General features: G+C 68.5%; 13 protein-coding genes. 8 read left to right on the top strand and 5 right to left on the bottom strand.

Annotated elements, in window-relative coordinates; translation table 11 throughout:
- Window positions 1–51: 51 nt before the first annotated feature.
- Window positions 52–963 carry a ribose-phosphate diphosphokinase gene (gene prs / locus J2848_RS15030; RefSeq protein ID WP_149231964.1) on the bottom strand — a complete coding sequence of 304 codons (912 nt, stop codon included), beginning with the start codon at window positions 961–963 and terminating at the stop codon, window positions 52–54.
- 317 nt (window positions 964–1280) lie between these two features.
- On the opposite strand from prs, the gene J2848_RS15025 reads away from it, so the two are divergent.
- Both J2848_RS15025 and J2848_RS15020 read left to right on the top strand, forming a co-directional pair.
- Window positions 1281–1652 carry a MarR family winged helix-turn-helix transcriptional regulator gene (locus J2848_RS15025; protein WP_246193915.1) on the top strand — a complete coding sequence of 124 codons (372 nt, stop codon included), beginning with the start codon at window positions 1281–1283 and terminating at the stop codon, window positions 1650–1652.
- A 4-nt stretch (window positions 1653–1656) separates the two neighbouring features.
- Window positions 1657–2472, top strand: a complete 816-nt coding sequence (locus J2848_RS15020; RefSeq protein WP_149231966.1) for an NAD-dependent epimerase/dehydratase family protein — start codon at window positions 1657–1659, stop codon at window positions 2470–2472.
- A gap of 52 nt (window positions 2473–2524) precedes the next feature.
- On the opposite strand, the gene J2848_RS15015 is transcribed toward J2848_RS15020, so the two are convergent.
- Entirely contained in the window at window positions 2525–3034 is a 510-nt protein-coding gene (locus tag J2848_RS15015) for a hypothetical protein (RefSeq protein WP_149231967.1), read from the bottom strand.
- Between the two features lie 165 nt (window positions 3035–3199).
- On the opposite strand from J2848_RS15015, the gene corA reads away from it, so the two are divergent.
- Together corA and J2848_RS15005 are read left to right on the top strand one after the other, a co-directional pair.
- A complete protein-coding gene (gene corA, locus J2848_RS15010) occupies window positions 3200–4225 on the top strand; it encodes a magnesium/cobalt transporter CorA (RefSeq protein WP_246193916.1) in 1026 nt (341 codons plus the stop codon).
- 56 nt (window positions 4226–4281) lie between these two features.
- Window positions 4282–4692 carry a hypothetical protein gene (locus tag J2848_RS15005; RefSeq protein ID WP_149231968.1) on the top strand — a complete coding sequence of 137 codons (411 nt, stop codon included), beginning with the start codon at window positions 4282–4284 and terminating at the stop codon, window positions 4690–4692.
- Between the two features lie 12 nt (window positions 4693–4704).
- Here the strand turns inward: J2848_RS15005 and J2848_RS15000 are convergent, their stop codons facing one another.
- The 3 genes from J2848_RS15000 to J2848_RS14990 all read right to left on the bottom strand — a co-directional run bounded on the left by J2848_RS15000 (window position 4705) and on the right by J2848_RS14990 (window position 7463).
- Window positions 4705–5895 carry a LysM peptidoglycan-binding domain-containing protein gene (locus J2848_RS15000; RefSeq protein ID WP_246193917.1) on the bottom strand — a complete coding sequence of 397 codons (1191 nt, stop codon included), beginning with the start codon at window positions 5893–5895 and terminating at the stop codon, window positions 4705–4707.
- 182 nt (window positions 5896–6077) lie between these two features.
- Window positions 6078–6974, bottom strand: coding sequence for a cytochrome c (locus J2848_RS14995; RefSeq protein WP_149231970.1), 897 nt, complete (start codon window positions 6972–6974; stop codon window positions 6078–6080).
- Window positions 6975–6977: 3 nt separating this feature from the next.
- The gene (locus J2848_RS14990) at window positions 6978–7463 is read right to left on the bottom strand and encodes a c-type cytochrome (RefSeq protein ID WP_149231971.1); all 486 of its coding nucleotides are present in this window, start codon (window positions 7461–7463) and stop codon (window positions 6978–6980) included.
- Between the two features lie 144 nt (window positions 7464–7607).
- On the opposite strand from J2848_RS14990, the gene J2848_RS14985 reads away from it, so the two are divergent.
- The 4 genes from J2848_RS14985 (at window position 7608) to J2848_RS14970 (ending at window position 11884) form a co-directional block, all read left to right on the top strand.
- Window positions 7608–8192 (top strand): LOG family protein, encoded by a 585-nt coding sequence (locus J2848_RS14985; protein WP_149231972.1) that lies wholly within the window; start codon window positions 7608–7610, stop codon window positions 8190–8192.
- Window positions 8193–8324: 132 nt separating this feature from the next.
- Window positions 8325–9830, top strand: a complete 1506-nt coding sequence (locus J2848_RS14980; RefSeq protein WP_149231973.1) for a replicative DNA helicase — start codon at window positions 8325–8327, stop codon at window positions 9828–9830.
- A gap of 5 nt (window positions 9831–9835) precedes the next feature.
- Window positions 9836–10954 (top strand): alanine racemase, encoded by a 1119-nt coding sequence (alr, locus tag J2848_RS14975; RefSeq protein WP_149231974.1) that lies wholly within the window; start codon window positions 9836–9838, stop codon window positions 10952–10954.
- A 153-nt stretch (window positions 10955–11107) separates the two neighbouring features.
- Window positions 11108–11884: an MlaE family ABC transporter permease gene (locus J2848_RS14970; RefSeq protein ID WP_149231975.1), complete on the top strand. Its 777-nt coding sequence runs from the start codon at window positions 11108–11110 to the stop codon at window positions 11882–11884.
- The last annotated feature ends 1 nt before the right edge of the window (window position 11885 follow it).

Genomic DNA, 11885 nt, shown 5'->3' with positions numbered 1-11885 from the left:
CGGAAACCGGCGGTGCGGACCGGAGGCGCCGCCCCGCGCATCCTTCACCCTTCAGTTGTTCGCGAACGATCGGATCGCATCGGCAAGAAGATCGCTCAGGGACAGGGCGTTGGACGGATGCGGGACGCCGTCGCAGGACAGCGGGCTGCCCAACCCCTCCGCCACGAAGCGTTCGGCGACGATGTCGCTGAACAGGGCATGGACGCCATAGACCTGCACCCGGCTGGCCCCCAGCATCCGCGCCGCGCGGGCGCAGGAGAAGATCGTCTCGCCGGAGCTGATGACGTCGTCGACGATCACCACCGGCCGGCCGTGGATCGGCGCATCGGGCGGCAGCACCACCGTCACGTCGCGGTCGCCGCGCCGTTCCTTGCGGCCGACGATGCCGGTCAGGCCGAGCGGACCGGCCACCGCCTCCACCAGCGGCGCGGATTCCTCGTCCGGCCCGACGATGACGGTGCCGGCGGCCACGCCGTTCCCCCGCAGATGCCCGGCGATGGGGGCCGCGCCGCTCAGTGCGGCGGAGGGGCGACCGACGAACACCTCGTCCAGCGTGTGGGTGCGGTGCAGATGCGGCTCGACGCAGACGAAGCGGTCGAAACAGCGGCCGAGCCAGTCGCCGACCACCGTCTGGCTGACCGGTTCGCCCGGCCTGAAGACGGCGTCCTGGCGCATGTAGGCCATGTAGGGCGCCACCAGGCAGAGGTCGGCCGCCCCCTGGCGCCGCAGGACCGAGGCGGCGAGCGTCAGTTCGACCAGCTTGTCGTTCGGCCGGTCGAGCGAGCGGTAGACGATGGCGCGCTCCACCGGCTCCGGCAGGCGGACCAGACTTTCGCCGTCGGGGAAGCGGTGCAGTTCGGCGATGTGGCAGGGGATCTCCAGCGCCTGGGCCAGACGGCGCGCGGCGTCCGCCGATTCCGGAAAGCCGTAGACGGCCGTGTAGTTGCCCGTATTGCGGGCCATGCCCCATCTCCCTGTACCACCTTGGACAGCGGCAAGCTTGGCGCAGGCGGCACGGCCGGGTCAATCATGGCAAAGGGCAAGCTTTGCCGAGCCGCCGTCCCGGCAGGTCGGCCTATGCGGTGCCGGTCCAAGAGACGGTTTCCAGTCGGGTTCCGCGCACAGAGCTTCCGCCAACGCAGACACGCTGGACATTCGTTCGCTACCTTGCGATATTTGCAAGGTAGCGAACGAACCAGAAGGGCTTTCGCGGTATGCAGGACGACCATCTGACCGTGGGGGCATGGACAAAGCGGTGCTACTTTGCGGGACGGGCCCTGATGGACGCGACACTGCGACCATACGATCTGGGTTCGACGCAGTGGTACGTTCTCTGGCATCTCGCAAATTCCGGTCCAACGGTTCAGCGCGATCTCGGGCGTGCGCTTGAGCTGGAACGGGCGACATTAAGCGGGATCATCGCCACGCTGGTTCGCAAGGGTTTGGTCCAGCAGACCTCGGACGGAGAAGACCAGCGCCAGCGTCTCCTGACACTCACGAGTTCGGGCGAGACCCTGTGGCGCGACCTCCCGGACCTCTCGTTTATTCACCAGGCTGCTTTCGACGGCATCGCCGAGACCGATCTGGTTACGACGATCCGCGTCCTTCGATTGGCGACCGAGCGGCTCCAGACCCTCTCACGGAAGGCATGAGTCAATGACGATCCTGATAACCGGAGCGACAGGTCTTGTCGGCGCTCGGCTTGTTCCCCGGCTGGTGGAAGCGGGGCTTGATTGCCGGCTGCTGCTGCGGACAGGGAAAACCTGCCCCCCCGGCGCAACGGCCGTGACCGGCGACATTCTCGATCCTTCGACCCTGTCGGAAGCCGTTCGGGGTGTTTCGGCGATTGTGCATCTGGCCGCCGTCTTCCGCAGCCCGGATACGGATTTGATCTGGAGGAGCAACCTGGAGGGCACCCGGAATTTGATCGCCTCCGTGCAAGCCGATGCAGCTGACGCTCGCCTCATCATGGCGAGCACGTCGAATGTCTATAACAGGAACTCCACCCGGCCCGGCCGGGAAACGGATCGTGTCGAGCCGGAACAAGCCTACCCCGCCAGCAAGGTCGCAGCCGAGACTCTGCTGCGCGAGAGCGGCTTGACCTGGTCGATCCTACGGTTCCCGTTCGTTTACGGCGACGGCGACGGCCATTTGGAGATGCTGCCAAAGCACTTGGCCGCCTTCGGCTTCCATCCCGCCAATCGGATGAGCACGATACATCATCGCGACATTGCGACGGCGACAAGATTGGCGCTGGCAGGCGCCTTCGATGGCCGGATCGTCAACATATCCGATGAAGCGCCGACGACGGTGTATGAACTGGCAGGACTTGTGGGCCACCAAATGGAACCCTCGGCCGAGGCGATGCAAAATCCCTGGTATCTCCATGTCGATGCATCGCTTGCGCGGAGCCTTGGTTTCCAGCCGGCCGTGAGGACGGTTCATCAGGCCGCACAGGAAGGAATATTATAGGAACATGGCGCTTGCAGGGCCGTCAGCGAAGGAGAGTTCTGGAAACCGCCTTCTAACCCTCGGGCCGCTTGTCCGCCTCCGCCTCGTCCGCTTCGGAGGCCCGGGGATCGACAGGAATGCTCTCGGCGGTGCGTGCCATCCATTGGAAGGCGCCCAGCCCGACCACCAGCAGCGTCACCACGCCCAGCAGCATCACCGGGTAGATGATGGCGGAAATTTCGCTGGTGCGCGCCTCGAACACCAGGACCAGACCTTCCAGGCTGGCGGCGATGATGATGGTGGTCAGGAACTTGGTCAGGGTGCGGCGGGCCTCGTCGGCGCGGCGCAGCTCGCGTTCGCGGACGATCTCCTCCTCGTAGAGGTATTTGGCGATCTCGAACACGGCGATGGCCAGCACGATCAGCCCGACCCCATCCAGCATCGCGGCGGTCAGCACGGCGCTGTCCAGCGCCACCACCCCTTCCACCACCGTCAGGGCGGACAGGCCGATGAACAGCAGGGCGAACAGGCCGAGCGTCACCGCCGCCAGAAGATACATCCCGCGCGTCGCCGATTCGAACATCGCCCTCCCCTCCGCATCGCAAGCTGGTCCTTGGCCCGGCCCTTGGCGGTGACAACGCGCTGAACGGACAGTCCGCCCGAACGGCCATAGCGGATTCGTCGACGCTGCCGGGGAACCTCTTTAGAGTGGCGCCGACCTGCCGCCCTCTGCCCGGTTTTCCCTTCCATGACGCTGCCGCCCGAATCCGCCCCGGCCCCTTCCTCCGCCCCCGATGACGCCCGCGCCGCCGTGGTGGCGAGCGCCGCCTATTGCGACGGCCGCCGCGTCGCCGACCTGCCGATCGCCGAGGCCGGCGCCTGGGCGGCCAAGGCAGGGCATTTCGTCTGGATCGGCCTGTGGGAGCCGGACGAGGCGCTGCTGATGGAGGTGAAGCACCAGTTCGGCCTGCATGAACTGGCGGTGGAGGACGCCCTGCACGCCCACCAGCGGCCGAAGCTGGACGTCTATGGCGACAGCCTGTTCATGGTCCTGCGCACCGCCAAGCTGGAGAAGGGCGAGCTGGTGCTGGGCGAGACCCATGTCTTCGCCGGCCGCGGCTATGTCGTCACCGTGCGGCACGGCGCATCGAGCAGCTATTCACCGGTGCGGGCGCGGGCGGAAAGCGCGCCGCATCTGCTGAAGCATGGCGAGGACTTCATCGTCTACACCATCATGGATTATGTGGTGGACTGCTACTTCCCGGTGCTCGACCAGATGGCGGCCACGGTGGACGAGCTGGATGCCCTGCTGATCGCCCGCCCGCCCAGCACCGGGGAGATCGAGCGCATCCACCAGCTGCGCCGCGACCTGGAGCGGCTGCGCCGCAACGCCTCGCCCCTGCTGGAGGTCTGCTCGCGGCTGGAGCGTTTCGACCTGCCGATGATCGACCCGGCGATCCGCCCCTATTACCGCGACGTGCAGGACCATGTGATCCGCGTCAACGAACAGATCGGCTCGCTGCGCGAGGTGCTGTCCTTCGCTTTCGAAACCAGTATGATCCTGGCCTCCGCGCGGCAGAACGACGTGACGCGCAAGCTGGCCGCCTGGGCCGCCATCCTCGCCGTGCCGACGGCCGTCGCCGGCCTGTACGGCATGAACTTCGAGCATATGCCGGAGCTTCACTGGCGCTACGGCTACCCGGCGGTGCTGACGCTGATCGTCCTGGTCTGCGCAGCACTTTATGTCCGCTTCCGGCGGATGGGATGGCTGTGATGATGGCGGTGACGGCGCTCCCGTCGGGGCGTCTCGCTTGAACTTTGGTGACGGACATGACCGACGCGACGAACACGACGCTGCACGCCCTGCTGGATGCCTATCTGCGCTGCCCGGTGGAGGCGGCGCGCACGGAACTGGAACAGGCGCTGCGCAGCTATCAGACCGACTGGATCCGCAGCCGCGCCGGGGTCGATGCCCCGCCATTGCCGGCCGCCACCCCGGCTGCGCCCGCGGCAAGGCCGGTGGTGGCAAAGCCGCGCTTTCCCATCGCGTCGGCCGATCTCGACGTTCTGAAGCGGCTGGCCGACGGCTGGCCCGGCACCACCGCCGAGGTGGCGCGCTGGGCCTGGTTCGAGAATCGCGAGCTGGTCAGCCTGGAGCCGAACCCGGCCGGCGAGGGGCCGGAAGTGCTGCGCCTCGCCCCGCTCGGCTGGGCCGCCATCGGCCGGATGGCGGCGGACTGAGCACAACCTTCGTCAGTTCACCTGCGGCAGCGTGAAGATCTGGCCGGGATAGATCATGTCCGGGTCGCGGATCTGCTCGCGGTTGGCGGTGTAGATGGTGGTGTAGAGCATGCCGTCGCCATAGGTGCGGCGCGCCAGCCGCCACAGGCTGTTGCCGGGCTGGACGACGACGTTGCGCCCGTCGGTGACGGAGGCCGGCAGGGCGGAGACCTGGACCGGCAGCTCGGCCCGCGCCATCACCTTGCCGGACAGCGTGACCTGATCGGCGCGCAGGGTGTAGAGGCCGGGGTCGATCAGCTTTTCCGGGGTCAGGCGCCAGTTGCCCTTCGGATCGCTGTGGGCGCTGCCGACCAGGATGTTGTCGAGATAGAGCTGCACCGCGCTGTTGGGCGCCGCCCGTCCGCCGAGCGCCACCCGGCCGACGGGATCATAGTCCATCGTCTCCACCGACACGCCGCCCGGCGGCGGCGGCGCCCCGTTGTCGGGCACCGGCGGCGCCTGGAGAATCGAACTGCCGCCCATGGCCGGCGTCGCGCCGGCCAGCCCGTCGCGCGGCACCGCCACGGCGACCGGAGCGGCCAGTGCCGAAGCAGTCGGGGTCTGGGCAGTCGGGGCCGGAGCAGTCGGGGCCGGAGCAGCGGGTGCCGAAGCGGTTGCGGCCGGCGACTCGGGTGCAGGCTTTGCCGCCGGCTCGGGCACCATCACCACGACCACCTTGTCGGCGGGCAGCGGCGCAGCGGCGCCGGGGCGGGTTTCGGTCAGGTTCAGTTCGCGGGTGCCGGGCGCCAGCGGCTTGTCGGGCAGCATCACCCATTCGCCGCGCTGGTCGGCCTTGGCCGAGGCGACGCGATTGCCGCCGTCGGTGACCGTCACCTCGGACCCGGGCGCGGCCCGGCCGGCCATCACCGTCGCCCCGTCGGGCGCCACCCGTACCACGTCGAAGCTGGGTGCCGCCGGCTTGGCCGGTTCCTTCGCCGGTTCCGGCGTCGCGGCGGTCTGCGCCGGGGCGGCGGCAGACTGGGAAGCAGCAGACTGGGAAGCGGCAGCCTGGGGCGCAATCGGGGCGGCGGCCGTGGCAGCGGGTGCCGGAACGGAGGCCAGCGTCACCGGCCCAATCGCCGGCTTGTCGGCCGGTTTGCCGGCAGGCCACAGGGCGATCGCCGCCGCCCCGCCCATCAGAGCCACGCCCAAAGCTGCGAACAACGCGTTTCGTTTCACCTGAGCACCCATCCGGCGGCCCGCCACATTGGCAGGATGACCGACTATAGCAGAAGGACAGGTCGCAAAAGAATGGCGCCGTTGGAGCGAAACCATCCGCCAAAGGGGCTTGGTTGCCCCAACGGATCACGATTCCGCACCAAATCGGCGCCTGTTGCCGGCAAGCGTCACTCCTTGGCCGGCACCGTCCTCAGATAGGCGACGATGGCGGCGCGGTCGTCGGCGGTCAGCTTCGACGTGGTGTTGCGCACCACCTCGCCCATCGCCCCGCCGGCAACGTCGCCGTCCGGGGTCAGGCCGGCTTCCAGGAACAGCGCCAGATCACCGTCCGACCAGCCGCCGATCCCCTTGCCCTTGGTCTTGGAGCTGGTGATGCCCGGCACCTTGTCGTTGTCGGGACCCTGCGGATTGCCGGCGAGATAGCGGTCGGCATCGAGCCCGCCAAGCTGGGTGCGCGGGCTGTGGCACTCGGCGCAATGGCCGAGCGCATCGACCAGATAGCGCCCGCGGTTCCAGGCCGCCGGCCTGGCCGGGTCGTCGGGCACCGGGCCGGGGGTCAGGTACATCCATTGCCAGGCCGGCACCAGGAAGCGCCAGGAGAAGGGCGGCGTCAGGTCGTGCGGCTTGTTCGCGGTCGAGGCCGCCGGCTGGCTCAACAGATAAGCCTTCAGATCCAGCAGGTCGCGGTCGGTCATCCGCGTGTAGCTGGCATAGGGAAAGGCCGGGAACAGGGCGGCACCGTCCGGGCGCACGCCCTCGCGGACGGCGCGGATGAAGTCCGCATCGCTCCAGCGGCCGATGCCGTTCACCGGGTCCGGCGTGATGTTGGGGGTGTAGAAGATGCCGAAGGGGGTCGCCAGCGCCCGGCCGCCGGCCAGCGGCTGGCCGCCGCCCTTCTCGTCGGTATGGCAGCCGAGGCAGCCGGCGGCGTTGAAGAGGTAGGCGCCCCGGCTGACCGCATCGTTCGCCGCGCCGTTCGGAGGAGCCTCGCCGGCGGCACGCGCGCTGCCGCCCGCGAAGGCGAGCGGCAGCAGCAGGGCGGCGGCGGTCAGGACACGCCGCACCGGTCAGTTCTTCTTGACGCGGAAGTCCTCGTGGCAGCTCCCGCAGGTCTTGGAGGTGGCGCCGAGCGCCTGGGCGATCTGCGCGCGGTCGCCGCCCTTGATGGCAGCGTCCAGCTTCTCGGCCGCCGGCTGGACGGCGCTCCAGTATTTCTGCGCCTCGGTCCAGTTCTTCCACAGCTCCGGCTTTGCGGCGCTGTCGGCGACGCCGACGGCGGTGCCTTCGGGGAAGATCTTCTTCGGGTCCATCTTGGACACCGCCAGCACGGCTTCCGCCCCCTTGGCCGCGTCCTCGGCGGTGGCGCCCTCGTTCTTGACGAACTTGGCGACGGCGCCCATGCCGCCGCCCAGCTTCTTCATGGTCTGCTGCCGGTCCTTGACCTGCTCCGCCGGATCGGCGGCGCCGGCGGTGCCGGCCGACATGCCGAACAGCGTGAACATCAGACCGGCGACGGATGCCGCCGCAAGAACATTGACGACCCGGTTGCTCATGTGGTCCCTCCCGATGATGCCGTGGCTTAACGGTGCTCGTGCCGCTGTTGACGCGCCGCCACCACCCGATATTCCATGGCGTTCGCCAGATTTTTACAAGGCCCCGCCCCGATGGATGGCGGCGGCGAGAAAGGGTGACCCGCGATGAAGAGCCTGTCGTCCGTCTGCGTCTATTGCGGTGCGTCGTCCCGTGTCGCCGATGTCCACAAGGAGGCCGCCCACGCGCTGGGCGACGGGCTGGCGCGGCGCGGCATCCGCATGGTCTACGGCGGCGGCCGGGTCGGGCTGATGGGGATCGCCGCCGATGCCGCGATCGCCGCCGGCGGCGAGGTGATCGGCATCATCCCGGAACACATCCAGTCGGCCGAGGTCGAGCACACCGGCCTGACCGAGCTGCATGTCGTCGACAGCATGCACACCCGCAAGCGGATGATGGTGGAGCGGTCGGACGCCTTCGTCATCCTGCCGGGCGGCCTGGGCACGCTGGACGAGGCCTTCGAGATCCTGACCTGGAAGCAGCTGCAGCTGCACGACAAGCCGATCATCATCGCCGACGTCGACGGCTACTGGCGCCCGCTGCTGGGGCTGATCGACCACATGGTCGCCCAGGGCTTCGCCCGCATCGACCGCTCCACCCTCTACCGCGTCGCCGACCAGATCGACGGCGTGTTCGAGGCGCTGGAGGTGATGCCGGACGCCGCCCAGCCGGTCCAGCACAAGAAGCTCTGAAGCGGCAGAAGCCCCTTCCCGCGGTTATCCCCAGACTTCCCACCCTGTGGATAACTTCTGTGCACAGCTTTTGTGGAGGGTTATCCACCCTTCACCGAGCGTTCCCGTTACGTTTCTGCTATTGTGTCCGTCATGAGCAACCAGACCTCCTCGCTGTTCGATCTCCGCCCCTCCGCCGCGGTCAAACCGACGGCCGAGTACCGCACGCCCCCCAACAACGAGGAGGCGGAGCAGGCGCTGCTGGGCGCGATCCTGGTCAACAACAAGGCCTATGAGAAGGTCGGCGAGTTCCTGCGGCCGGAGCATTTCTACGACCCGGCCCACCAGCGCATCTTCGCCGCCATCACCAAGATGATCGACCGCGGCCAGATCGCGAATCCGGTCACCTTGAAGTCCCTGTTCGACAACGATCCCGAACTGGCGGTGGAGGGCGGCAGCGCCTATCTGGCCGAGCTGGCGGCCAACGTGGTGACGGTGGTCAATGCCGGCGATTACGGCAAGACCATCCACGACCTGTTCATCCGCCGGCAGCTGATCGAGGTCGGCACCGACATGGTGAACGAGGCGTACCGCCACGACCTCGACATCACCGCGCTGGACCAGATCGGCGAGGCGGAGAAGCAGCTGTTCGACCTCGCCTCCACCGGCGACGTGCAGGGCGGCTTCGTGGCGTTCGGCGAGTCGGTCAAGCACGCCATCGCCACGGCGGAGGTGGCCTTCCGCCGCTCCAGCCACGTCACCGGCGTCACCACCGGCCTGATCGACATCGACCGCAAGCTGGGCGGCCTGCATCCGTCGGACCTGATCATCCTCGCCGGGCGCCCGTCGATGGGCAAGACGGCGCTGGCCACCAACATCGCCTTCAACGCCGCCAAGGCGCACATGCGCTCCTCCGGCCAGGAGGGCGGCGTCGTCGGCTTCTTCTCTCTCGAAATGTCGGCGGAGCAGCTCGCCACCCGTATCCTCGCCGACGAGGTGCAGGTGCCCGGCGACAAGATCCGCCGCGGCGAGATCCGCGACACCGACTTCCCGAAATTCGTCCAGGCCAGCCAGGATCTGGCCCGCTGCCCCTTCTATGTCGACGACACGCCGGCCCTGTCGGTCGCCGCGGTGCGCACCCGCTGCCGCCGGCTGAAGCGGACCTCGGGCCTCAGCATGGTGGTGGTCGACTATCTCCAGCTGCTGCGCGGCTCCTCCTCGCGCGGATCGGAGAACCGGGTGCAGGAAATCTCGGAGATCACCCGCGGCCTGAAGGCCATCGCCAAGGAGCTGGACGTGCCGGTGGTGGCGCTGTCGCAGCTGAGCCGCGCGGTGGAGTTGCGCGAGGACAAGCGTCCGCAGCTGGCCGACCTGCGCGAATCGGGCTCGATCGAGCAGGACGCCGACGTCGTGATGTTCGTTTTCCGCGAACAGTATTATCTTGAGCGCGCCGAGCCCTCGCGCCGGCCCGACGAGAGCGACGACAAGTTCAACGACCGTTACCAGCGCTGGCAGCAGCGCCTGGGCGAGGTGCACAACACCGCCGAGGTGATCATCGCCAAGCAGCGTCACGGTCCGATCGGCACCGTCCGTCTCTACTTCGACGGCCAGTTCACCAAGTTCGGCGATCTCGACCAGCACCACCAGACCGACGAGTGACCACAGTGACGACCGACCCGAGCCCGCGTGCCTGCGCCATCCTGACCGTGGATCTGGGCGCCGTCGTCGCCAACTGGACCCAGCTGCGCGACCGGGTGGCGCCCGCGGAATGCTCCGCCGTCGTCAAGGCCGACGCCTATGGGCTGGGGGTGGCGCGCGTCGTGCCGGCCCTGGCCGCCGCCGGCTGCCGGACCTTCGTCGTCGCCCAGTTCGAGGAGGCGCTGGCCGTCCGCCGGGCGCTGGAGCCGGTGGCGCCCGACGCGCAGGTCTTCTCGCTGGGCGGGCTGCCGCCGGGCTATGAGGCGGACTTCCCCGCCAACCGCATCCTGCCGGTGCTGAACCATCTGGGCGAGATCGCGGCGTGGCGGTCCTTCGCCGCGTCGCGCGGCGAGGTGCTGCCGGCGGTGATCCACATCGACACCGGCATGAACCGGCTGGGCCTCGGCCCCGACGAGCTGGACGACCTCGCCGCCCATCCGGAATGGCTGGAGGGGATCGACGTCCGCTACTGGATGACCCACCTCGCCTGCGCCGACGCGTTCGACAGCCCGATGACCGGGGAGCAGTTGGAGCGGTTCCGCGGTGCGCTGGCCCGGCTGCCGAAGGCCAAGGCCAGCTTCGCCAACTCGTCCGGCATCTTCCACGGCAAGGACCATCATTTCGACCTCGCCCGGCCGGGCTGCGCGCTCTACGGCGTCAACCCGACGCCGCATCTGCCCAACCCGATGCGCGACACGGTGCGGCTGGACGCGCGGCTCCTGCAGGTGCGGAACTGCGCGGTTCCGATGACGGTCGGCTACGGCGCCGCCCACAAGGTGACCGGCCCGGCGCGGATCGCCACCATCGGCGTCGGCTATGCCGACGGCTACATGCGCGCGCTGAGCGGCAAGGGGCACGTCTTCGTCGACGGCGTCGCCGCTCCCATCGTCGGCCGCATCTCGATGGACCTGATCACCATCGACGTCACCGGCCTGCCGGAGTCGGTGGCGCAGGCCGGCCGCATGGTCGAGCTGATCGGTCCCAACCGCCCGGTCGACCGGGTGGCGGCGGAGGGCGGGACCATCGGCTATGAGATCCTGACCTCGCTCGGCCGGCGCTATCACCGGGTTTATGTGGGGGAGTGACTTTGGAGTCCCTCTCCCCGGGGGAGAGAGGGCGAGATCACCACGCCCGGCCCATCGCCCCACCATTGCGAAGTCCAAGGATGACCGCGGCGCCCAACGGTGCTATGACCGCATCGCCCAAATGAGATTCACACCAAGGATGCGGGCCGACTGATGGGTTTCCTCGCCGCCACCGGCCGGGCCTTCCTGATCTTCCTGGAAGCGACCGGACGCCTTGCCCTGTTCACCGGGTCCGCCCTGTCGCACTGCGTGCGGCCGCCGCTCTATCCGCGCCAGATCCTGCGGCAGATGATCGACATCGGCTATTACTCGCTGCCGGTGGTCGGGCTGACGGCGCTGTTCACCGGCATGGTGCTGGCGTTGCAGAGCTACAGCGGCTTCTCGCGCTTCCAGGCGGAGGGCGCCATCGCCACCGTCGTCGTGCTGTCGATCACGCGCGAGCTGGGGCCGGTGCTGGCGGGCCTGATGGTGGCGGGCCGCATCGGTGCCGCCATGGCGGCGGAGATCGGCACCATGCGGGTGACCGAGCAGATCGACGCCCTGTCCACCCTGTCGACCAACCCGCACAAGTATCTGGTGGCGCCGCGGCTGATCGCCGGCCTGACCATGGTGCCGCTGCTGGTCATCGTCGCCGACATCATCGGCGTGTTCGGCGGCTTCCTGGTCGGCGTCTACCGGCTGGACTTCAACGCCGCCAGCTACATCAACCGCACCTGGGAATTCCTCCAGCCGGTCGACGTGATTTCCGGTCTGGTCAAGGCGGCGATCTTCGGCTTCCTGATCGCGCTGATGGGCTGCTATCACGGCTACCACTCCAAGGGCGGCGCCCAGGGCGTCGGTGCGGCGACCACCAACGCGGTGGTGTCGGCCTCCATCATGATCCTGGTGTGGAACTATCTGATCACCGGCCTCTTCTTCTCGACCAAGTGAG

The organism is Azospirillum lipoferum, from assembly GCF_024170005.1.
Classification (GTDB): domain Bacteria; phylum Pseudomonadota; class Alphaproteobacteria; order Azospirillales; family Azospirillaceae; genus Azospirillum; species Azospirillum lipoferum.
The sequence above is the reverse complement of the archived record's forward strand: the minus strand, read 5'-3'. Positions and strand labels throughout refer to the sequence as shown.